Source organism: Peribacillus sp. TH16, from assembly GCF_016651095.1.
In the GTDB taxonomy this organism is placed as follows: domain Bacteria; phylum Bacillota; class Bacilli; order Bacillales; family DSM-1321; genus Peribacillus; species Peribacillus butanolivorans.
Window position 1 is genome coordinate 996,661 of record NZ_JAEKEM010000009.1, and the last position, 22,745, is coordinate 1,019,405.

At 38.5% G+C, this 22,745-nt stretch carries 19 protein-coding genes; 1 reads left to right on the forward strand and 18 read right to left on the reverse strand.

The features are described 5' to 3' along the window. Positions 1-7: 7 nt before the first annotated feature. The 3 genes from lpdA to JFV29_RS18815 all read right to left on the reverse strand — a co-directional run bounded on the left by lpdA (position 8) and on the right by JFV29_RS18815 (position 5,073). A complete protein-coding gene (gene lpdA, locus JFV29_RS18805; RefSeq protein ID WP_201185747.1) occupies positions 8-1,429 on the reverse strand; it encodes a dihydrolipoyl dehydrogenase in 1,422 nt (473 codons plus the stop codon). Between the two features lie 130 nt (positions 1,430-1,559). Beyond that, positions 1,560-2,657, reverse strand: a complete 1,098-nt coding sequence (bcd, locus tag JFV29_RS18810; protein ID WP_201185749.1) for a Leu/Phe/Val dehydrogenase — start codon at positions 2,655-2,657, stop codon at positions 1,560-1,562. A 358-nt stretch (positions 2,658-3,015) separates the two neighbouring features. Continuing rightward, complete coding sequence (locus tag JFV29_RS18815; RefSeq protein ID WP_201185750.1) at positions 3,016-5,073, reverse strand: sigma-54 interaction domain-containing protein; 2,058 nt, start codon at positions 5,071-5,073, stop codon at positions 3,016-3,018. Between the two features lie 210 nt (positions 5,074-5,283). On the opposite strand from JFV29_RS18815, the gene JFV29_RS18820 reads away from it, so the two are divergent. After that, positions 5,284-5,511 carry a DUF2627 domain-containing protein gene (locus JFV29_RS18820; protein ID WP_201185752.1) on the forward strand — a complete coding sequence of 76 codons (228 nt, stop codon included), beginning with the start codon at positions 5,284-5,286 and terminating at the stop codon, positions 5,509-5,511. A gap of 61 nt (positions 5,512-5,572) precedes the next feature. Here JFV29_RS18820 and JFV29_RS18825 read toward each other — a convergent pair whose 3' ends face one another. The 15 genes from JFV29_RS18825 to accC all read right to left on the reverse strand — a co-directional run bounded on the left by JFV29_RS18825 (position 5,573) and on the right by accC (position 22,736). Further along, the gene (locus tag JFV29_RS18825) at positions 5,573-6,301 is read right to left on the reverse strand and encodes a glycerophosphodiester phosphodiesterase (RefSeq protein WP_201185754.1); all 729 of its coding nucleotides are present in this window, start codon (positions 6,299-6,301) and stop codon (positions 5,573-5,575) included. 91 nt (positions 6,302-6,392) lie between these two features. Beyond that, positions 6,393-7,970, reverse strand: coding sequence for a DUF342 domain-containing protein (locus tag JFV29_RS18830; protein ID WP_201185756.1), 1,578 nt, complete (start codon positions 7,968-7,970; stop codon positions 6,393-6,395). Positions 7,971-8,379: 409 nt separating this feature from the next. After that, the gene (gene spo0A, locus JFV29_RS18835; protein ID WP_056525307.1) at positions 8,380-9,171 is read right to left on the reverse strand and encodes a sporulation transcription factor Spo0A; all 792 of its coding nucleotides are present in this window, start codon (positions 9,169-9,171) and stop codon (positions 8,380-8,382) included. Positions 9,172-9,521: 350 nt separating this feature from the next. Further along, on the reverse strand, positions 9,522-10,814 hold the full coding sequence (spoIVB, locus tag JFV29_RS18840) for a SpoIVB peptidase (protein WP_056525311.1): 1,293 nt from the start codon (positions 10,812-10,814) through the stop codon (positions 9,522-9,524). Positions 10,815-10,976: 162 nt separating this feature from the next. Beyond that, complete coding sequence (recN, locus tag JFV29_RS18845) at positions 10,977-12,692, reverse strand: DNA repair protein RecN (protein ID WP_056525314.1); 1,716 nt, start codon at positions 12,690-12,692, stop codon at positions 10,977-10,979. 22 nt (positions 12,693-12,714) lie between these two features. Beyond that, complete coding sequence (gene ahrC, locus JFV29_RS18850; protein ID WP_053346905.1) at positions 12,715-13,164, reverse strand: transcriptional regulator AhrC/ArgR; 450 nt, start codon at positions 13,162-13,164, stop codon at positions 12,715-12,717. A 360-nt stretch (positions 13,165-13,524) separates the two neighbouring features. Beyond that, positions 13,525-14,352, reverse strand: a complete 828-nt coding sequence (locus JFV29_RS18855) for a TlyA family RNA methyltransferase (RefSeq protein ID WP_053346906.1) — start codon at positions 14,350-14,352, stop codon at positions 13,525-13,527. Between the two features lie 4 nt (positions 14,353-14,356). Continuing rightward, complete coding sequence (dxs, locus tag JFV29_RS18860) at positions 14,357-16,249, reverse strand: 1-deoxy-D-xylulose-5-phosphate synthase (RefSeq protein ID WP_053346907.1); 1,893 nt, start codon at positions 16,247-16,249, stop codon at positions 14,357-14,359. A 251-nt stretch (positions 16,250-16,500) separates the two neighbouring features. Next, positions 16,501-17,394 (reverse strand): polyprenyl synthetase family protein, encoded by an 894-nt coding sequence (locus tag JFV29_RS18865; RefSeq protein WP_201185758.1) that lies wholly within the window; start codon positions 17,392-17,394, stop codon positions 16,501-16,503. A 1-nt stretch (position 17,395) separates the two neighbouring features. Then, positions 17,396-17,629 carry an exodeoxyribonuclease VII small subunit gene (locus JFV29_RS18870; RefSeq protein ID WP_053346909.1) on the reverse strand — a complete coding sequence of 78 codons (234 nt, stop codon included), beginning with the start codon at positions 17,627-17,629 and terminating at the stop codon, positions 17,396-17,398. Continuing rightward, a complete protein-coding gene (xseA, locus tag JFV29_RS18875; RefSeq protein ID WP_190271226.1) occupies positions 17,626-18,978 on the reverse strand; it encodes an exodeoxyribonuclease VII large subunit in 1,353 nt (450 codons plus the stop codon). The genes JFV29_RS18870 and xseA overlap by 4 nt, the downstream gene beginning before the upstream one ends. A 150-nt stretch (positions 18,979-19,128) precedes the next feature. Beyond that, positions 19,129-20,004, reverse strand: a complete 876-nt coding sequence (gene folD, locus JFV29_RS18880; RefSeq protein WP_201185760.1) for a bifunctional methylenetetrahydrofolate dehydrogenase/methenyltetrahydrofolate cyclohydrolase FolD — start codon at positions 20,002-20,004, stop codon at positions 19,129-19,131. 73 nt (positions 20,005-20,077) lie between these two features. After that, complete coding sequence (gene nusB / locus JFV29_RS18885) at positions 20,078-20,467, reverse strand: transcription antitermination factor NusB (protein ID WP_053346912.1); 390 nt, start codon at positions 20,465-20,467, stop codon at positions 20,078-20,080. Positions 20,468-20,942: 475 nt separating this feature from the next. After that, the gene (locus JFV29_RS18890; RefSeq protein ID WP_376106072.1) at positions 20,943-21,347 is read right to left on the reverse strand and encodes an Asp23/Gls24 family envelope stress response protein; all 405 of its coding nucleotides are present in this window, start codon (positions 21,345-21,347) and stop codon (positions 20,943-20,945) included. A gap of 36 nt (positions 21,348-21,383) precedes the next feature. Further along, a complete protein-coding gene (gene accC / locus JFV29_RS18895) occupies positions 21,384-22,736 on the reverse strand; it encodes an acetyl-CoA carboxylase biotin carboxylase subunit (protein ID WP_201185762.1) in 1,353 nt (450 codons plus the stop codon). Positions 22,737-22,745 lie beyond the last annotated feature (9 nt).

The window sequence follows — 22,745 nt, forward strand, 5'->3', positions numbered from 1 at the left end:
TTATTCTTTATGAATGAATGGCAAGTCCATCGACTGCTAACGCTGCCTCGCCGATTGCTTCAGAAAGACTTGGATGTGGATGAATCGTTTTTGCTACTTCCCAAGGTGTCGCATCTAGTACTTTTGCAAGACCTGCTTCAGAAATCATATCGGTTACATGTGGTCCAATCATGTGAACGCCTAAGATATCATTCGTTTTTTTGTCTGCAATGATTTTGACAAAACCATCTGCTTCCCCGAAAACGAGGGCCTTACCTACTGCCCTGAACGGAAACTTTCCTGTTTTAAGGTCATAGCCTTCCTTTTTTGCCTGTTCTTCTGTCAAACCAACACTTGCAGCTTCGGGACTTGAATATACACATTTTGAAATAAGCGAATAATCTATACGCTCAGGTTTATTGCCTGTCATATGTTCAACAGCTGTAATACCTTCATGGGAGGCAACGTGTGCCAACTGCAAACCACCGATACAATCACCGATTGCATAGATATGTGTTTCTTTAGTTTGGAAGAACTCATTGGTTTCGATAAAACCTTTTTCTTTCACTATTTCTGTATTTTCAAGGCCGATTCCTTCAACATTTGCCGATCTGCCTACGGAAACCAGCATTTTTTCAGCTGTGAATTCCTCGGTGGTTCCTTTTATTTCAGCAGAAATAGATACCGAATCTTCTATTTTCAGCGTTTCCGATAATACCTTAGCCCCTGTAACAAACTTGACGCCTTTTTTCGTTAGAAGACGAAGCATTTCATTTGAAATCTCATGGTCCTCAGTCGGGATAATTCTATCTGCATATTCCAGAACCGTTACTTCCACACCAAAATCATTCAGCATCGAGGCCCATTCAATACCAATCACACCCCCGCCTACAATAATAATTGATTTTGGCAAGCTCTCTAGCTTTAGTGCTTCATCAGACGTAAGTACATATTCTCCATCAATAGGTAAACCGGGTAATGTCTTCGGGCGTGAACCGGTAGCAATAATGATATTCTGAGGGATAAGCATTTCATTTTCACTGCCATTATTCATTTCTACGGAAATCGTTCCGGGCATCGGTGAAAATATAGATGGACCAAGTATACGCCCTAAGCCTTCATAAACCGTTATCTTCCCTTGTTTCATTAAGTGTTGAACCCCTCTATAAAGTTGATCAACAATTTTATTTTTTCTGTCCTGCACCTTAAGGAAATCTACATTAACATCCCCGGTGACAATACCGAATTCCTCACTTTTCACTGCAGTCTGATACACTTCTGCACTTCTTAAAAGCGCTTTTGAAGGGATACAGCCTTTATGTAGACACGTCCCGCCGAGTTTGCCTTTCTCCACGACAGCCGTTTTCAAACCTAATTGAGCAGCCCTAATTGCTGCCACATACCCGCCTGTTCCTCCGCCTAGGATAACAAGGTCAAATTCTTCAGCCAAAACCACTCCTCCTCACTATTAAACAGTTGTTACCGTTTTTACTTGCCCTATGTTTATTACGTTATCAATGTTGAAAATTCCTGTGTTTATCAAAAAAAAACACAGGAATCTATATCTTTTACAACTTAAATCATCTTCGTCCATTTAAGATATGCTTTTCATTTTGTAGAAATTGACTCCGTGAATTCCGCATACGTTCAATGCGCTCCTCTGCCATCCTATCAGCTGCTTTATAGGTTGGGATATTATCACGTTTTGCAATCTCAATGACTCGTTCAATGGTATCATAAACCGTTTCCACTTTCTTAAGAGCTCTTTCCCGGTTATAACCTAAAAGCTCATCAGCCACATTTATGACTCCACCTGCATTAATTACATAATCAGGAGCATACACAATTCCTTTTTCATGTATTTGGTCACCATGAACAGGTTCTTTTAACTGATTATTAGCTGCACCTGCAATGACCTTAGCTTTGATTTGATTAATCGTTTGATCGTTTATTACAGCACCTAATGCACAAGGTGCATAAATATCACATTGAACACCATAAATTTCATCAGGATTTACGGCAGTTGCACCAAAGGATTCGACTGCTCTGGCTACACTCTCTTTATTAATATCCGTAACAATCAGCTTAGCGCCCTCCTCATGAAGGTGACGGCATAAGTTATAAGCTACATTCCCGACACCTTGGACTGCAATCACCTTGCCTTCTAGAGAATCAGTGCCGAATGCTTCTTTTGCTGCAGCTTTCATACCCCGATATACCCCGTAAGCAGTAACAGGTGAAGGGTTACCTGAAGAACCGAATGCAGGGGAGATACCTGTCACGAAGTCTGTTTCTTCGTGAATGAGATCCATATCTTCAACCGTTGTTCCAACATCTTCAGCTGTTATATAACGGCCATTCAATCCTTGGATATATCTGCCGAATGCACGGAACATTTCTTCATTTTTATCCTTGCGTGGATCGCCGATGATGACCGTTTTTCCTCCGCCTAAATTTAAGCCAGCGGCTGCGTTCTTATAAGTCATTCCTTTTGAAAGCCTTAAAGCATCTTCTATGGCTTCTTCTTCTGTAGCATACGTCCACATCCGCGTGCCTCCAAGAGCAGGCCCTAAAGTCGTATCATGAATAGCAATAATCGCTTTTAATCCAGATTGTTTATCCTGACAGAAAAGAAGTTGTTCGTAATCATATTTTTCAAGATATTTAAAAATTTCCATAAAAGAATCCTCCCTAGATGTTTTTATTAAGTGACAGATAAGAGAGGCTGACAATTACTCCTCATTCTTACTGGGTTACTTCGTTCATGCAAATAATATCCGCTAATTTCATGATATTTTTCCCTTTGGAGAATGGTTCCCGGAAGAAACCCATGTACTATTCAATATGCAAATTACATGCCAATAAAAGGTATCTTTTTACTAAAAACGAATATTCCGGTTAATAAGCGGCCAATAATAACCTTTACATATTTTTTAAATATTTCATGTTAGAAGTTGAACCAATTTACATTAGAATATTTTCTAAAATCATACGCAAATTATTTCACATAATGCAATATTTTGCACGCAAATAACTTCACAGTTCTAACTTTTCCATCTTGTAATATAAATTTCTTACTGAAATTCCAAGGGCCCTAGCTGTAAGTGTTTTATTTCCCTTGTGAGTATATATCGCTTGCTGAATAATTTCGGCTTCATACTGATCTATTATTTCCGAGAGCGGTTTCCCCAATACGTAGGTAGAAGGTTTTGTCACGACTTTATCCTGTTTTAATGGAATCGCCTCGATAAAATCCGGAATATGCTGTATATCTATAATTGTCTCATTTAATTTCATGAAGATAATCGCTCGCCCTAAAATATTTTCCAGCTCTCTTACGTTTCCTGGCCAATTATAGATTTGCATTTTATGGATGGCTGCTTCGGTAATCCCTTCAATACTCCGTCCGTATTCTTGATTGATTTTATTAATTAAATGCTCCGCTAATTCTCGCATATCTTCTTTTCGTTTTCGTAACGGGGTAATGAGAATGGGCATGCGATTTAACCGGAAATATAGGTCTTCCCGGAATAATCCATTACCAATGGCTTGTTCAAGATTAATATTGGTAGCAGCTATTACCCGGACATTGATTGGAATAGGCTTTGTTCCACCAACTCTGATGATTTCTTGTTCCTGCAATACTCGAAGTAATTTTGCCTGAATGTTAGCTGGTAATTCACCAATTTCATCCAAAAATATACTTCCTTGATTTGCCTCTTCAAAATAACCGATTTTCCCGCCTCTTATCGCACCGGTAAAGGCCCCTTCCTCATAACCAAACAGTTCACTTTCAAGTAATGATTCAGAAATTGCCGCACAGTTTACACGTACAAACTTATTAAATTTCCTATCGCTCGCATTATGGATAGCATGGGCAAACAACTCCTTGCCTGTCCCTGATTCCCCTCTCAACAAAACAGTGGCCGGGGTTCTTGCAGATAATTTCGCCTGTTCAACCGGAAGCTTCATTTCTTCAGAAGCTCCAATTATATCATCAAAGGAGTATTTGGCCTGCAAAGTCCTAATAATTTGACGTGCTCGATTCAATTCGTGAGTTAAAGCTTGAATTTCTGAAACATCATGTATGACCCCAACACTCCCTTTTAGACGTCCGTCTACAATAATCGGAGCAACATTAACAATTACTTCCTTATGCTTTGGACCGACACGCATATTGACACCACGAACCGGCTTTTTTGTTTGAAGCACCTTCATATGCATACTTTCACCTTCATAAATATCTATAGAAGCCGGCTTTCCAATCACCTGATTCTTTGTTAAACCAGTAAGTCTTGTATATGCCGGATTGATCAAAAGCCCCCTTCCTTGATCATCAACGACAGATATAGCTTCGTCACTTGAGTGAATAATCGCTTCAAGCATCGTCTGAATCTCTTTTAAATCAGTAATCTGTTCAGCTAATTGTACCGCTTCCGTTTTATCCTTAAACATAGAAAATGCCCCTATAATTTCATCCTCTGCATTCATTAAAGGGATTCTTGTCGTGATGAAATCCATCCCATTCTCGAGGGTGATCCGTCGATTTTCTTCCCTCTGTTTAGTTTCCATTACTCTCAGTAATCCACTTGAAGGGATGATATCTTTAATATGCTTACCAATCACTGATTCACGCTTTGTATTCGATACTCGTTCCGCACTATCGTTAAACATTATGACATATCCATTGTGATCGATGACTATCATTCCGTCACTGGTTGTATTAAGTATTAAGTCCATTTTTGCTGAAGCATTCTCCAATTTATTTATAAGACGATTTTTCTCTTCAAATAGGTTGGTAAGAATATGAGCGACGATTCCTGGAATGAGTATTGTTTGATCATCCATATCTTTTTTTATCTTATTAAAGACAGACGGATTTCCTGTTGTATCAATAATAATGTCTAAGCCTTTATCTAGCGCACTGCTCCAATTTGATACAGTAGAAATCCCTCGTTCTTTTGCAGCAAGTATACCTTCAGCAGCTTCGTTCGTATCTGCCATACAAACAATTGAGAATTCTTCGATTTCCGAAAGGAGCTTCAACACCGTTGTCCCCCCTACTCCTCCTCCTACTATCATGACTTTTTGCATTTTCATTCCCCCTTTTATTTTGCTATTTTTTTCTCAATTTTTATTATCTCTGCAATTTTTTTCATACTATATACCCTCATTTTACCATATTAGTATCGACTATAAATAGTCACCATCTTCCAGGCTTTTTCTAAGTTCCCGAAACTTGACAAATTTCTTATATCCTTTATCATTTTTTAAAGACGGAATTTTTGGAAGGGATTTGACTGCATGAAACGTTTAATCGCTTTTTTAGTTCTTTTTATTCCTGGTGCCTTCGCTGCCTATGGTATAAAAATAATGCGGGACATGGTCTTTGGTATTTTACAGCCCCCCTACCCAGTCCTATGGCTACAATTTTTAATTGGGCTGCTTATCACAATTGGCGGGATAGCCTTTATAGCAGGATTCGTTCTTCATCGTGATCGGAAACAGAATAAGGTACAAAGCGAGGTTTAATAAATTTTAAAACGTAAAAGAAGGTGCCATGAATGAATCATGGACACCTTCTTTCTTACCTCTATTCAAATTCTTCTCTGACCCGCTTCGCTATCTCAGGAAAATCGGTGATGATGGCGCTGCATCTCAAGCTGTATAATCGTTTCATATCTGATTCTTTATTAATGGTATATGGTCGTACAGGAACACCCGCACACATCGACGATTGAATGATGATATCAGGGGCAGCTCTGATATTTGGATGAATAGCGCTTCCTCCTATTGCCTTGGCATAAATCCACGGCATAAACAGACCATCTCGGTAAAGCGGTGCCGTTTCTATTTCAGGTGCCAGTTGATGACAATTAACTAAACTATAATGATTAAAAGAAGAAATGATTATCCTCTCTTCCATTTCGTAGCTACGAATGAGCCTAATGACTTTCTCTTCTAAACCTGGATATAGAAAGAGGGTATTTTTCAATTCAATAATGCATAAAAGCTGATTATTCTTTAGCCATATCAATAATTCTTCAAGCGTAGGAATTCTCTCATTACCCAATTTCCCTTTATAACTATTGGACGCATTAAAAGTTTTTAACTCCATTAAAGTCCGGTCCTTCACAAACCCAGAGGCATTCGTTGTTCGATTAAGCTTTTCATCGTGAATAATGACTACTTCACCATCTTTCGAGAGCTGAACATCCGTTTCAATACCGTCCGCCCCAACTCGGGCAGCTTCTTTGAAAGCCGACATCGTATTTTCCGGATGGGTTCCTGCTGATCCTCGATGAGCAAAGATTAAGGTCATAATGAAATCTGCCCCTCTCCCTAAAATCGCTATATCCCCAATTTTATGAAAAGAAACAGAAAATTATTTCACTACGGTTATTTAATAGAAACTAATCGAAATGCAGGTAATTATTTTCTGCATAAAAAGTTCCTTTTGTAAGTTCATTTAATTTTTTTTCCAAACTTTTAATTTGTAATCGGGTATCAGGAAAGGCCATTTGACCAATGGTAATTTCCCCGTCTCCTTTTGAATCGAGTGTATCCATTAATGACTTTCGTTTTTCATCTAATTGAAAAATTTCAGCCGTCAAGCTTTCAAGTTGGCTCCTTGTTTGTTCATATTGATAATTTTGTGCTAAATTCAATTGACCTACAAACATATCATATACTTTCAGCTTTTCCTTTACTAATTCGAGGTTTTGAATTTTGGATTTGTATAGAAGTAATGTTTTATTCAATTCCTCTTTTAAGATTTCGCGGTTAAATCCTTGTACATTAATTATCGTTTTACGTTCCATTCGATTACCAATGACCGCCGCTCTCACTTTTCCATGTGCTTCAATTACCCCGCCGATTAACTTTCCTTTTTTTTCATCTGTGAAGATATTTTTTGCTTTCAGAAAACTTCCCAATGAATAAGAACCAATATGTATATTTTCACCCGCGATTATATGACATTCATTGGCATGCTTTACAAAGATGTTTCTTCCAGCAGAAATTTTCGACACACCCTTACCAAAAATGCCTCCTTTAATGAATACATCACCCACTTTTGACTTGATTTCTTTAACATTACTTACCCCAAGCTCACTTAAAATAGAAATATCCTTGGTTGCTGTTACTGAAAAATTATCAATAATCGTTCCTTTTACGGTCACACTTCCATCAAATTCGATATTCCCTGTTTCAATACCTACATCTCCCTCAATGACTAGGTGATCACCAACAGCAATCTTTCCCCCTCTAAATTCCACAACTCCATTAATTAATGCTCTCAGAATAATCTTTCCATTTTCTTCATTAGCAGCAACTGTTGTTCGATCATAAAGTAGTTTCTTATTCTTCCCTTTATTAGCCAATGCAAATTCTCCTGTTATGCTCCTTCCCATCTTTCCAGTTGTTGGCGGGACTTTTTCTCCTAACCAATCACCGCTTTTTACTTCATCGAGAAAACTCATGTCATAATAATCGGCTTTTCCATCTTCTCGAACCGCTGGTTTTCTTTCCGATTGTTTGAAATAGGTAACCACCGCATCCTTTCCGTGGACCGGTTCTATTCCCTTAGCGATAACTATTGAATCTTTGATTCTAAGTCCATTTTGTAATATATGCATTAAAATCCCTTCTGAAATATTCTCCCTTTGAAGCTCCTTTAAAATATTGTTCATAATTATTGAATAATTCTCTTTCAGATACTCTTTTGAACAATTAAGTTTGACACTAGCTGACATTTTATCTTCAGCTATATCCAACTCTATGGTCGGTTTTTGTTTTCCAATTTGAATTTTCGCTCCACTTGCTTGTGCAAGGGCATCCTTTAAGTCATTAAAATTCTCCAGTAGGATTTGTGGAAATTTTATTAAAATAGGATTTAAATGCAGAATGGAAAAACCCTTTTGAAAAACAGTAATATAAATTATTTCATTTTCCAATTCTAATACAAAATACTCATTTCTCTCATATATCATATATTTCCCCTTTGTGAATATAATTATATATACCTAATTATAATCTAAAAATTGAGAGAAAAAATAAAAACATACATATTTGACTAACTAATAATTCAGATAGTAAATGAAGTAGCAAGATGTTACTGTCTCTGATTACTTCCTAAGAGACTATAACGAACCCCAAACAAAAACGCCTTTTATTTATTGGATTCTTCCTGTAAAATCCAATAAATAAAAGGCGCTTAATTTTTGTAATCGGCAGCGTTAAAAATAATGAAGTTGCTGATTAGAAAAAATCACAAAGCAACTTCTTCATGTCTGCTTATCATCTAGACGGAGAATTACTATATATATTTAGCGGCTCTAGCCTTTATATGGTCAATTGTTAAATATTAAATCTCAACAATCGGTTCTCCCCCTACCCCTGTCAAGAAGCTTTATGCTCAAGACGAAGCTTATCAGCAACCATTGCAATGAACTCGGAATTCGTAGGTTTTGCCTTAGTCATGCTAACGGTATAACCAAATAAAGATGAAATTGATTCAATATTCCCCCGGCTCCAAGCCACTTCAATCGCATGTCGGATGGCACGTTCAACACGGCTGGCGGTTGTATTGTATTTTTTTGCAATGTCCGGATATAGAACCTTTGTAATCGATCCTAATAGTTCAATATCGTTATACACCATTGAAATGGCTTCCCTTAAATATAAATAGCCTTTAATATGCGCAGGCACTCCAATTTCGTGAATTATGCTTGTGATGCTAGCATCCAGGTTTTTCGGCTTTGATTCATTTTGAGGACGATAACTAAACTGACTATGATTTTTCAATACAGCCTGTCCTTTGCCGCTCACCTGACGAATATGATTGGCCAGATTCTCCATATCAAATGGCTTTAGAATAAAGTAAGACGCACCCAAATCAACAGCTTTTTTCGTAACATCTTCTTGACCAAATGCAGTAAGCATAATTACATTAGGCATTGCACCCCGTTTTACTTCACGAAGTTTTTCAAGGACACCTAACCCATCTAAATGAGGCATGATAATATCGAGAATCAAAATATCCGGGTCTACGTTTTCTAACATACCCAGGCAATCTTGACCGTTATGTGCAACCCCAATTACTTCCATGTCTTCCTGTGCTGAAATGTATTCTTCCAGAAGGCCAACAAGTTCTCTATTATCGTCTACAACGCACACCTTAATTTTTTTCACGCTTGATTTCCTCCTCAACTACAATTGGTCTTTTTTTCTATATGACTAAATTCTATTGTAATTGAACTTTTCGACAATGGAAACTAAATTCCTTTTATTTTTGAAAAAATATAAGGAATTCAATATTATTCTCCGGATATCTCTTGTTTTCGACTTCGTTTGCTATTCGAATAAACAGATTGTCGAAAAATCTTCATTTTGTTATCATTTTATCACATCAATTCAAAAAAACCTCAATTTTTGAAGAAATCATTTTTAAACCTGATTATTTTCCTTATAAAATGAAGATAGAATGGTCCGACATTGCCCATTAAATTAAAAAGGGGCATCCAAATGGATACCCTGACTCTTTAGCTTGCCTTTTCATAATTATCTTTGTCGTATATATTGATACCGGCTTCGTTTAACATCCATTCGATATGGACACCATACCCACTTGTAGGATCATTAACAAATACATGGGTAACTGCACCGATTAATTTCCCATTTTGTATGATAGGACTACCGCTCATACCTTGAACGATCCCACCCGTTTTTTGAAGCAATTCTTTATCTGTCACTTTTAAAACCATTCCTTTAATTGCAGGGAACTTTTGTGGAATGGAACTGACTATTTCCACATCAAATTCCTCTACTTTAGAACCATCCACTACAGTAAGGATTTTTGCTGGTCCTTCCTTCACTTCGTGAGAAAGAGTTATTGGAAGGGCATTGTCCCTAATTCCATTTTTGAAATCTTGATTTAACTTCCCGAAAATCCCAAAGGGACTATTGCGATTAATATTTCCTATTTTTTCTTTGTTAGAAGAAAAACGTGCTAATTTTTCTCCTGGGTCACCATTGCTTCCCTTTTCGATGGACGTAACAGTCGATTGAACAATCTGCCCATCCTTTACAACAATTGGCTTTTTTGTATCCATATCCGAGATGACATGCCCTAGTGCTCCATATTTTTTCGAATCGGGGTGATAAAACGTCATCGTCCCAATTCCAGCCGCTGAATCGCGGATATACAAGCCCAATTTGTAAGTTCCTTCATTCTTATCCTTTAGAGGCAAGAGTATACTGTGAAGCACTTTATTATCACGGTTGATAACAATATTTAACGCTTCTCCCTTTTCACCTGCCTGCTGAACAAAAGGGGTTACATCCCCCATCTTCTTTATCGTCTGACCATTGATTTCTGTTATAATATCACCGATTTCAATTTTCGCTTTTTCTCCTGGTGATTTTTTTCCCTGCTCAGTATCAATTAGATGATGACCTACAACGAGAACCCCGAGAGTATTAAGCTTTACTCCAATAGATTGGCCTCCAGGCATAACTTTAAAGTCTTTTAACACCCTAATATCGACCTTTTTAGCAGGCAAGCCTGCTACATCAAGTAATACCTCATTTGTACCTGGTTTCTCAGCACCAAGCGTGATTGAAGCTTGCTCATCATGAAGCGAAATCCCATCACTGGATTCCGAAACTTTTGCAGAAACGGGTAATGATTTGGAAATACTATATTGACTTCCTTCAAATAGTACAAGATGATTTGGAATTAAAAAATATTCACGAGATGGCTGGTATAACCCTAATGTTAATAGCGAAACAAGGAGAATTCCACCGATGATTCTGTTAATCCATACAAATTTCAATCCATTCACTCTCCTCGCTCTCTGACACTTTATGGCTACACCTTTAATTTAGCCTTCATGACAGTCATTTATAACAGAAGCACAAAATAAAAGCTATCCGTTTTTGGATAGCTTTACAATGAATGCTTATGATTAGTTGTAAGTACTCTTATAAAGACCGTATCAAGACGTAATTTTCAACCTTTTGGCTAGCTGAATTAATTCATTGGCATGTTGCTTCGTTAAATCCGTAATCTCGACACCGGAGATCATCCTGCCAATTTCTTTTATTTTTTCACTTTCTATAAGAGGCTTCACCGAAGTATTGGTTCGTCCTGCTCTAACATTTTTTGCAATAAATAAATGGGTATCTGCCATTGCCGCAACCTGTGGTAAATGTGAAATACAAAGTACCTGGGAACCCGTTGCCACTTTATAGATTTTTTCGGCAATAGATTGTGCAACCCTGCCGCTTACACCTGTGTCCACCTCATCGAATATAATGGAAGTAATGCCTTGATGTTTGGAGAAAATACTTTTCAAAGCCAACATAATCCTAGATAACTCTCCGCCAGAAGCAATTTTCGAAAGAGGTTTTAACGGCTCTCCTGGATTGGTGGATATATAAAACTCCATGGAATCCAGACCCGACTGATTAATTCCCCTGTCTGATAACTCATCGAAAGTATAAGCTGTTTGAAGAAAATGCGGTTCGAAAATTGTTTTTTCCATGTATAAATCTTTTAATTCCTGATGTATTTTCTTTGTTAACTGCTGTGCGAATGTTTGCCGAAGTTCAGACAGGTTTTTTGCTTCAACAATTAAATCAGCTTTAATAGATTTTATTTCTTTTTCAAGCTTCGCTATATGGGTTTCCCGATTTTGAAGCTTTTCGACTTCTTCTTCAATCCCAGCACCATACTCCAATATTTCCTCGATGGTCCGTCCGTATTTACGTTTTAATTGATTTATTTCATTAAGGCGACTTTCAATAAATTCGACTCGTTCTGTATCATAATCCAAAGAATCTAACTGATCTCGGATGGTCGAGACCGCTTCTTCGAGAAGGAAGTAGCTATTTGAAACAGTTTCCGAGCTATTTTTTAAACCCTCATCGAGACCCGCTGCTTCTTCTAGGTTATTCATGGCCACGGATAGCCAATCAATTGCATGTTGCTCTCCATTTAAAGCATTATAGCTGGTTTGCAACGCTTCATGAATTTTTTCGAAATTATTAATTTTTTTCCGTTCTTCCATCAATTCTTCATCTTCGCGTAGTTTCAAATCCGCTTTCTGAATTTCATCGAATTGAAACTGGATTAAATCGAGACGATGAACCATTTGCTGTTCATTTTGACTTAAACTATTCAGTTGTTTAGAAGCTGTCTCATACCGTTTAAATAACTTTTGATATTCGGCAAGAGCTGAAGCAACTTTTTCGCCGCCGAACTGGTCAAGCAAAGGAAGGTGGAGTCGTTCATCCATTAATTCCTGATGTTCATGCTGACCATGTATATCTATCAAAGTCCGTCCTATCTCACGTAAAATTGCAATCGTTACGAGCTTTCCATTTACCCGGCAGACGCTCTTGCCGCTGAGTGAGATATCTCTTCGGAGGATAGCCATCCCATCATTCATATCCAAGCCAAATTCTTCAGCCTTGGCAAAGACCGGATGTTTGTCATCATCAATTTGAAAGAGCCCTTCTATTTCGGCCTTCGACTCACCATGTCGAATGAACTCTGCCGAACCACGGCCACCAACCAATAAATGAACGGCATCTATGATAATGGATTTCCCTGCCCCTGTTTCGCCGGTCAATACAGTCAGGCCTTTTTCAAATGAAACAGACAAGCTGTCAATGATCGCAAAATTCCTAATCGAAAGTTCTGTTAACAAACTAGGTCACCTCACAAAATTATTAGAGCATGTCCAAGAATTTGCCGGAAATGATCTTCGCATCTTCCTCAGAACGGCAGATAATTAAACATGTGTCATCGCCGCCGATTGTTCCGAGTATTTCTTGCCAATTTAAATTATCAATTAATGCACAGATTGCCTGGGCATTTCCCGGGAGCATTTTCATAACAAGCAAATTATTTGCCGCATCAATGCGAACAAAAGCATCAATCAGCATTCTCTTTAATTTTTGAAGTGGATTGAAGCGTTGGTCGGCTGGTAAGCTGTATTTATACCTTCCGTCTGTTAACGGGACCTTAACAAGGTGGAGCTCTTTAATATCCCTTGATACAGTAGCCTGAGTAACATTGTATCCAGCAATTTTCAGTTCTTCAACTAGCTCATCTTGAGTTTCAATATCGTTATTCGTAATAATTTCCCTGATTTTTATATGTCGTTGTCCCTTATTCATAAGTAGAAGCACCTCTTCTCGACTGTGGCTAATTTAATTTAGTAAATAACCGTTATATAAGCGTTTAAGCAAGCTGCCAAGCAGGCGTTGCTTCCGCATTATAAACACATCTATCTTGCCTTTAACAACGCCCCTTGCGTACAGATTTGACGCTATAGGATGCTGCTAATATTAATGTTATCGGATTTTTATGCAATTGTACAACTTTTTCTCAAAAATACATAACATGTCTATATTTTGTTCTTAAATTTCTTAATGTAAACTCCCCCTATAATTCGAGGGCCTTTTGCCTTTCACTTCCTAAAGTGAAAAAGCTCCTTCAGCCAACCATTCAGCTAAAGGAGCCATACATAGTTCTATTTATTCTTTTTTAAACTGGGCATGTGCTTCTCCAACTATGTCATCAACCGTTTTTGAGAGCATTAGGTCTCCATCTACTTTCGACCCTTCCCAATATAAATGAAGCAAAAATTCAATATTTCCATCGCCACCTGTAATCGGAGAAAAGGAGGCATCCTTAATATCGTAGCCTTCTTTTTTTGCAAAAGAAATTATTTTATTTAACACTTCTTTATGGATCTTGGGTTCACGAACAATACCCTTTTTGCCGACTTGATCCTTCCCAGCTTCAAATTGCGGTTTAACTAGGGCTACAACGTCGCTTTTGGGTACAAGCAAGGTCTTTAGAACCGGTAAAATTAACGTGAGCGAGATAAAAGAAACATCAATGCTTGCAAAGTCTGGCATCTTCCCATCGAGATCGGCTGGAGTGACGTACCGGAAATTGGTCCGTTCCATTACTTTAACCCTTTCATCCTGTCTAAGCTTCCAAGCTAGTTGATTATACCCTACATCAAGCGCATAAGACATGACGGCACCATTTTGTAAAGCACAATCAGTAAAGCCTCCAGTAGATGAACCGATATCAAGGAGAACTTTTCCATTCACATGTAAATCGAATTCTTTTAATGCCTTCTCTAGTTTGAGGCCACCTCTTGAAACGTAAGGCATTACTTTCCCTTTAATCGTTAATTCAAGATCAACCGGTACTTTTTCTCCCGGCTTTTCGTATCTCTCTTCATTTGCATAGACAAGACCTGCCATAACCATACGCTTAGCTTTTTCACGCGTTTCAGCTAAGCCTTGTTCTACTAGTAATACATCTAATCTTTCTTTCATTACTTTCATATTGTCAGGCCCTTTTTTCTTTTTTGGGTGTAATCATTTTAATCTTTTTCATAGCTGTCTTAGTCGTTAAACCTATTTCTTCAAGTAGCTCGTCAACACTTCCATGTTCAATGAAATAGTCAGGGATTCCCATTCGGTCAATAATCGCACCATAAAATCCTTGATCATGAGCATATTCAAGAACAGAACTACCAAAGCCACCTTGAAGGACAGCTTCTTCTATTGTTAAGATAGGCATTTTCTCACCCAGAAGGCGACTTAGCATTTTTACATCCAGTGGCTTTATGAACCGAGCATTAATCACTTTTACAGAATAATCCTCTTTCTCCAGAAGTGCTGCAGCTTCAAGTGCCATAGGAATCGTTGTCCCGAACGTTAAAATGGCGGCATCTGTTCCTTCTTTCAGGACTTCCCATGAACCGATAGGAATCTGCTGTAATTCTGTATCCATTACAACTCCCCAACCATTTCCACGCGGGAAGCGCATCGCAATCGGACCATCATTATAGTTTAAAGCTGTATTTACCATATGCTGACCTTCATTTTCGTCTTTTGGCATCATCAAAACCATATTCGGAATATGGCGTAAGAACGCAATATCGAAAACGCCTTGATGTGTTTCACCATCAGAACCGACAAGGCCGGCCCTATCAATTCCAATAAAGACATTCAAATTCTGGCGGCAGATATCATGTACTACCTGGTCATATGCTCTTTGTAAGAAGGTTGAGTAAATCGCCAAAAATGGTTTCATTTTCTGCGTTGCCAATCCAGCAGCAAAAGTTGCTGCATGCTGCTCGGCAATCCCCACATCATAAAAACGTTCCGGAAATTCCTCAGAAAACCCTACCAATTTCGAACCTACAGGCATCGCAGGTGTAATCGCGACAATTCGTTCATCTTCGCGTGCAAGTCTGCTTACAGTATCACTTACAAGTGCACTCCAAGCAGGACCTTTACTAGGGGATTTAACGAAATCACCTGTTTCAATCTTGTATGGACCTGTCCCATGCCAATTCCCTGTTGTATCCAACTCAGCGGGAGAATACCCCTTACCTTTTTTCGTAATGACATGTAACAGGACTGGTCCTTTTGTTTTCTTGGCATACCTTAAATTCTCTAACAGTTCTTCATAATTATGACCATCCACTGGTCCAAGATATGTGAAACCTAGTTCTTCAAAAAAGATCCCTGAGACCAATAAATACTTCATACTGTCCTTCAAGCGTTCAGCAGTAGCTGCAAGTTTCCCGCCAACTGCAGGGATTTTTTTCAAAAGCAGTTCCAACTCGTCTTTTGCCCAATTATATTTACCTGCTGTCCGTAATCTTCCCAATATCGTGTGTAAAGCACCGACATTAGGTGCAATTGACATTTCGTTATCATTTAAGATTACAATCATGTCCTTTTTTTCATCACCGATGTGATTCAAGGCTTCAAGTGCCATTCCCCCTGTAAGCGCTCCATCACCAATTACAGGTAAAATAAAACTTTTCTCTCCCTTAATATCACGAGCAGCTGCCATTCCCATAGCAGCTGAAAGGGAAGTAGAACTGTGTCCGGTTTCCCATACATCATGAGGGCTTTCAATCATTTTAGGAAACCCGCAAAGACCTTTATACTTCTTTAAAGTATCAAACTCTCCAGCTCTTCCAGTCAGGATTTTATGAACATATGATTGATGTCCTACATCCCATAATATTTTATCCTTCGGGCTATCGAATTCTTTATGCAACGCTATTGTCAATTCGACTACGCCTAAATTGGGCCCAATATGCCCACCGGTTACCGATAATTTTTCTACAAGAAACTTACGAATTTCTACACTTAATTCGACAAGCTCTTCATTATTCATATTCTTCAAAAAAGAAGGGTCTTTTATAGATAGAAGATCCAAACTGGACCACTCACTTTCTGTCATTTTCGGTTGTAAGCATAAACAAAGCCTCAAAAAAGAGTGCTATTTAGAAGACTTGACCGAAAAATTCGTTATAAGGTAAAAATGGCCGCCAACACCCAGGTGATTTCGGCGGCTTATTTTTACCTATTTTATCACGTATCTTATCTAAAAAATTCATCTTTATCTTTACATATTTTTGCACAATGAGTATACCATAAAACCTCATTTGATAACAAATTTAGCCACACTCAATGGTCACGGGTCGCAATTAAATTGGTTAGTTCGTTTAATAAACTTGTTTGTAAATTTGTTTTTCCTAAAGCGTTATGGGCAAGTTTAATATGATAATCCAACTTCTCCTTTGCCCCATCAAGCGTAAGTAAAGAAGGATATGTGCTTTTATGATTGCCTTCATCACTGCCAACTGGCTTGCCAATTAACTCTACTGATCCTTCAATATCCAGAATATCATCCCGAATTTGAAAAGCAAGTCCCAGATGGTATGCAAAATCACGTAAATGCTGGTGCTGTTCGTTATTTGCTCCAGCTAATATGGCACCTGAAATGATACTTGCAGTCAATAGCTTCCCCGTTTTATGTTCATGAATATATTCCAATTCTTTAAGGGTCAACTGTTTACTTTCACCTTCCATATCGGCGACTTGACCTCCAACCATCCCTTCAGCGCCAGCAGATTTAGCAATTTCACTTACTAAGTTCAACTTCATTTCCGCAGTCACCTCAGGATCAATCATATCCGTCACCAATTGAAAACTGTATGTTAGCAAGGCATCCCCTGCCAGGACAGCTACCGCTTCACCAAAGACTTTATGATTCGTAGGTTTTCCACGTCGTAGATCATCGTCATCCATCGCTGGAAGGTCATCATGAATCAAGGAATATGTATGAATCATTTCAATGGCCGCCGCTGCTGGGATTCCTGTCTTTAAATTTTTTCCGAAGGCCTCTAAAACCGCAAAAACCAATAAAGGACGAATCCGTTTACCTCCTGCTTCCAATGAATAAGTCATCGCTTCCTTGACAACAGCTGGAGCTTCAAGCTTATTTACATATTCAACGATTTCTCTCTCTATTACAGCTTTATATTCTTTTGAAAACGTTTCAAAGGACGCCGTACTCATATTATTCTTCCTCCTGTACAGCGAAGGTTTCAAGTTCCCCATCTTCGCGTAAAATTTGAGTCAATTGTTCTTCAACAGTCTTCAACTTCGAATGACAAAGTCGGGATAAATCCATCCCTTGTTTATATATGGAAATCGCTTTTTCGAGAGGCACGTCCCCTTCTTCCAACTGCTCTACAATTTTTTCGAGATTCTCCATTGCTTCTTCAAATGTAACTTCTTGTTTCTTTGTCATGGTTCAATTCGCTCCTTTATTTCTTTAATTTCACATTCTAGGGTTCCATCTTTTATTGAAACAGCTATCTTATCCCCTTTGGATACTTGCTGTGTACTTTTTATTAATGTTTCATCCTCAGCAAAAACCAGCCCATAGCCCCGTTCCATAATCTTTAATGGACTGAGGGCAGACAAAGTTGCAGTGATATGAACAAACTGCTGTGACTTTTGACGATAAATGGCTTCCATGGCCCGACGTAATGCTTTTTCTTGCTGATGCAAATCATCTTTTGAATTTTTCACAGCTTGTTCAGGATGTTGCTTTTTCAGAATATCGGTCACCTGATTTAGCTCATCCCTTTTTTTCATGAAATACCGGGTACTTGTCTTCCCTAACCTGTCCAAAGTCTTGTCAAGCTGTTCGAGTTTCTGCTCATACATTTTGTGTGGATAGCGAAAGGCATAAGATCTTTCCATCCTAGTCAAGCGGGTACGTTCGAAATTCACCGTTTCCTGGATGGAACGCGTCAAACGATTCTTACGGTTCATCAGCCGTTCAAGTATTTCATTCAGATGAGGAACCGCAAGCTCCGCTGCCCCTGTAGGAGTCGGTGCCCGCATATCTGCTACAAAATCCGCAATTGTAAAATCTGTTTCGTGTCCAACAGCTGAAATAATTGGAATATCCGAATCATAAATGGATTCAGCTACTATCTCCTCATTAAAGGCCCAGAGCTCCTCAATGGAACCGCCGCCCCTTCCGACAATTAATACATCGCTTTCAGCCCTCGAGTTAGCCATCGTGATCGCCTGGGCAATCGATTTAGCGGCATTATTCCCTTGAACAAGAGCTGGATAAACGATAATTTTAGCAATTGGATAACGGCGCTTAATGGTTGTTAAAATATCCCTCAGTGCAGCACCTGTTGGAGATGTTATGACCCCTACAGATTTAGGGTATAGTGGAATCGTCTTCTTATGTTCTGCTAAAAACAAGCCTGCTGCTTCTAGCTTTTTCTTTAACTGTTCATATGCAAGATACAGGTCTCCAACACCATCAGGAGCCATGCTTTTCACATATAGCTGATACTGTCCACTCGCTTCATATAATGAAATATCGCCCTTCACAAGTACCTTCATCCCATTTTCGGGGAGGAATTTCATCCCTTTGTTATTTGCAGCAAACATAACGGAAAGCAAGCGAGCCTTCTCGTCTTTCAAAGTAAAGTACATATGGCCACTTGTATGTTGTTTGAAATTGGAAATTTCACCTTTTATGTATACATTTTGCAAATGAGGATCGGCATCAAACTTCCTTTTAATGTACTTCGTTAAAGCCGATACACTCAAATATTGTTGGTTGCTCATATAATGTCTCCTTCCGACAAGAATCGGATATAAGAAAGCTCACCTATAGGTTACACTTAAAACTTTCGTAAATCTATAAATAGAAAAAAAGCGGTCTCTCGTTATTATAAAACAAGAGGTCCGCTTCTTTAAAATAATTTAGCGATTTTTTTAACTTTTTAGTGCTTGTTTGTTCAAGTTAAGTGTTTTTTGAGCAGATTTGACTGTATTCTTCATTAGCATTGTGATCGTCATAGGACCAACCCCTTTAGGAACAGGAGTAATGTATGAAGCTTTATTTTTCACTTCTTCAAACGCAACATCGCCGCAAAGCTTCCCTTCATCATTCCTGTTCATTCCGACATCAATGACGACTGCACCTTCTTTAATATGGTCACTAGTAATTGTGTCTCTTTTTCCGACAGCTGCAACAACCACATCAGCCTGCTTCGTATAATAAGCAAGATCCTTTGTTTTTGAATGACAGTAGGTAACTGTTGCATCCGCATTTAAAAACAGTTGTCCGGCCGGTTTGCCAACGATATTACTTCTCCCTACTATGACCACATGCTTACCTTCAAGTTCATAGCCAATATGCTCAAGCATTACCATTACCCCGTAAGGCGTACATGGTAAAAATGCATCCTGCCCTGTCATCATTCGCCCAATATTAATCGGGTGGAATCCATCAACATCCTTTTCAGGGGAAATCGCTTCAATGATCGCTTTTTCCTGAATATGTCCAGGCAATGGTAGCTGCACCAAAATACCATGAATGCTATCATCCTGGTTTAATTCATCAATGTTCTGAATTAATTCCTCCTGAGTTAAATCTGCAGGCTTTTTAATCAATACAGAATGCATTCCTAAGTCCTCACAGGCTTTTTGCTTATTGCGCACATAGGTTTGTGAAGCTTGATTGTCACCGACTAAAATAACTGCCAAACCTGGTACGATATTTTTTTCACTTAATTGTTGAACTTCCTTACTGATTTCCTGTCTAACTGCCTCTGCAATTTCTTTACCATTAATGATTTGAGCTGACATGTGTAATATTTCCTCCCAAGTTAATTTTGCTAAAGAAATTGCTGAGATTACCCTTTTTTAAAGGGCAGCTGCTTTAACCGATTTTCACCTTAACCTTGGATAAAACAGCATTCACAAAGCTGCTCGATTGATCATCACCGAATTTCTTAGCAATTTCAATAGCTTCATTCATAGCAACACTTACAGGAACATCTTCACTGTGAACCATTTCATAAACCGCGATACGCAGTAAATTCCGATCAATGTTCGCTAATCTTTCCAACGTCCAGTTCTCTAAATTGTCCCTGATCATTCCATCAAGTTGTTCACGATTTTCCGTAATCCCAGTAACTAATTTTTTGAAATATTCATCAGTAGGAGCGCCATTCAGAACGCTTTCCATTGCTTCTTCTGCATCTGACTTGGCGATATCTATCTGATATAGTGCTTGAAGGGATTTTTCACGGGCTACTCTTCTTTTCATAATCTTACTCCTTTAACATCTACTATTATATATGAAAATGCTAGAACAAACGAACATTAAATAACTTTTTTCGAAAATATTAAGATTTTTGCTGTATTTTTTCAAGGTTTAGCTAAATTTCACTAATATTAAGGTCAAAATACCCTCACTCACCTATTATTCATAACATTTTTTCCAAGGTGCTTTTAAGTTAAATTGAAAACCTTATATATGTTTAATTCACAACAGAGATGTATACATTTCGAAAGTGTCAAAAAGCTCTTGCCTAGCTTTCATGCTCATATTTCATCTTTTACACTCTAACAGAAATCACCCTTGAATTAAAGGGAAACTTCCAGACACCGCCTTATTATGTTCATTTAACGTAATATTATAAGCAGGCTTTTTATACGAAAGTAATCGATGGGGTAAAAATAAAAAAACAAAAACCCGGCCTATTGCCGGGTTTTTGCAGGTGTAAGTTGAATGATGCTAATTACACTTCTTGTTCGTAATCCGCTTCCTGTTTTGCGTTTTCAAATGCTATACCGACAACATGAATGTTCACTTCGCCCGCGTCGATAGCGGTCATATTTAATAAAGCTTCACGAATGTTGTCTTGTACTTCCTGCGCAACTTTCGGAATAGAAACACCAAATTTCATGACACAATAAAGCTCGACTTTAATTGTTTCTCCAGTTAAGTCTACTTTAACACCTTTACCGTGGTTCTTTTTGCCAAGCTTTTCAACTACGCCAGTAGCAAAATTCCCGCGCATATGTGCGACACCTTCAACTTCCGATGCAGCTATGCCCGCGATTACCTCTATCACCTCAGGCGCAATCTCCACTCTGCCTAGTCCACTATTGTAATCATTCATTTCGAGTAATTGGCCTTCCATTTCACTCATTCAAAGCACCTCCTGTCTTCCTTTACATTATGAGTTCATTACGTCATATATTTCAAGGAATTTGGTATTAAATTCTCCAGAAACAAATTGGTCATGCTGAAGTAACTTAATATGGAAAGGAATTGTAGTATTGATTCCCTCAATGACAAACTCACCTAGAGCACGTTTCATTTTCTCAATTGCCTCTTCCCTTGTCGGTGCATGGACAATTAATTTAGCAATCATAGAATCGTAATATGGCGGTATCGTATACCCAGGATATGCTGCAGAATCAACACGTACTCCGTAGCCACCTGGCGGTAAATACATTTGAATTTTACCGGCAGAAGGCATAAAGTTTTTCTCTGGATTTTCGGCATTGATCCGGCATTCGATTGACCAACCGTTAAATGTAACATCTTCTTGCGAAAGAGAAAGTTTGTCACCTGAAGCAACTTTGATTTGTTCTTTAATCAAATCTACACCTGTGACCATTTCTGTAACTGGATGCTCAACCTGGATACGTGTATTCATTTCCATAAAATAGTATCTTCTATTCACATAGTCATAAATAAATTCAACTGTACCAGCACCAGAGTAGTTAACAGCAAGGGCAGCCGTTACTGCAGCCTGCCCCATTTCCGCACGCATTTCACCGTCAAGTGCAGGAGAAGGAGTTTCTTCAACCAGTTTTTGCAAACGTCGTTGTACCGAACAATCACGCTCTCCTAAATGGATTGCATTCCCATGATTATCAGCCATGACTTGGATTTCAACGTGACGGAAGTCTTCGATGAATTTTTCAATATACACGCCTGGATTTCCAAAAGCTGTAGCAGCTTCTTGTTGCGTAATGCTAATGCCTTTAATAAGATCTTCTTCCGTTCTAGCGACCCGGATACCTTTACCTCCGCCACCGGCTGTAGCTTTAATGATGACAGGGTAGCCCATTTCATTAGCAAGGGCTACACCCTCATCTGTATCTTTAATAATTCCTTTAGAACCAGGAACAATCGGTACACCAGCTTTGCGCATGGTTTCCCTTGCTACGTCCTTTGTCCCCATTTTATTTATTGCTTCGGGACTAGGACCGATGAATATGATATTACATTCACGGCAAAGCTCTGCAAAGTCAGCATTTTCGGCAAGGAATCCATAACCAGGGTGAATAGCATCCGATCCTGTTTTCTTGGCTGTGCTGATAATGTTCGTTGTATTTAAATAACTGTCTTTTGATAATTTAGGACCGATGCAATAAGCTTCGTCGGCAATTTGAACATGTAATGCTTCTTTGTCGGCTTCTGAATAGACCGCTACAGTTTCAATACCTAATTCCTTGCATGCCCGGATAATTCGGACTGCAATTTCCCCACGATTGGCAATTAATACCTTTTTGATCATTTAGAAACA

What these genes read in the sequence shown, in the direction of transcription:
- folD (WP_201185760.1), bottom strand. Translation starts at nt 20,004, where the DNA reads ATGTCAGCTCAAATCATTAATGGTAAAGAAATTGCAGAGGCAGTTAGA.
- bcd (WP_201185749.1), bottom strand. Translation starts at nt 2,657, where the DNA reads ATGGAAATTTTTAAATATCTTGAAAAATATGATTACGAACAACTTCTT.
- xseA (WP_190271226.1), bottom strand. Translation starts at nt 18,978, where the DNA reads ATGAGCAACCAACAATATTTGAGTGTATCGGCTTTAACGAAGTACATT.
- JFV29_RS18815 (WP_201185750.1), bottom strand. Translation starts at nt 5,073, where the DNA reads ATGCAAAAAGTCATGATAGTAGGAGGAGGAGTAGGGGGGACAACGGTG.
- JFV29_RS18820 (WP_201185752.1), top strand. Translation starts at nt 5,284, where the DNA reads ATGAAACGTTTAATCGCTTTTTTAGTTCTTTTTATTCCTGGTGCCTTC.
- JFV29_RS18890 (WP_376106072.1), bottom strand. Translation starts at nt 21,347, where the DNA reads ATGGAAGGCCAATTACTCGAAATGAATGATTACAATAGTGGACTAGGC.
- JFV29_RS18870 (WP_053346909.1), bottom strand. Translation starts at nt 17,629, where the DNA reads ATGACAAAGAAACAAGAAGTTACATTTGAAGAAGCAATGGAGAATCTC.
- accC (WP_201185762.1), bottom strand. Translation starts at nt 22,736, where the DNA reads ATGATCAAAAAGGTATTAATTGCCAATCGTGGGGAAATTGCAGTCCGA.
- JFV29_RS18830 (WP_201185756.1), bottom strand. Translation starts at nt 7,970, where the DNA reads ATGATATATGAGAGAAATGAGTATTTTGTATTAGAATTGGAAAATGAA.
- ahrC (WP_053346905.1), bottom strand. Translation starts at nt 13,164, where the DNA reads ATGAATAAGGGACAACGACATATAAAAATCAGGGAAATTATTACGAAT.
- JFV29_RS18855 (WP_053346906.1), bottom strand. Translation starts at nt 14,352, where the DNA reads ATGAAAGTAATGAAAGAAAGATTAGATGTATTACTAGTAGAACAAGGC.
- nusB (WP_053346912.1), bottom strand. Translation starts at nt 20,467, where the DNA reads ATGAAAAGAAGAGTAGCCCGTGAAAAATCCCTTCAAGCACTATATCAG.
- JFV29_RS18865 (WP_201185758.1), bottom strand. Translation starts at nt 17,394, where the DNA reads ATGAGTACGGCGTCCTTTGAAACGTTTTCAAAAGAATATAAAGCTGTA.
- JFV29_RS18825 (WP_201185754.1), bottom strand. Translation starts at nt 6,301, where the DNA reads ATGACCTTAATCTTTGCTCATCGAGGATCAGCAGGAACCCATCCGGAA.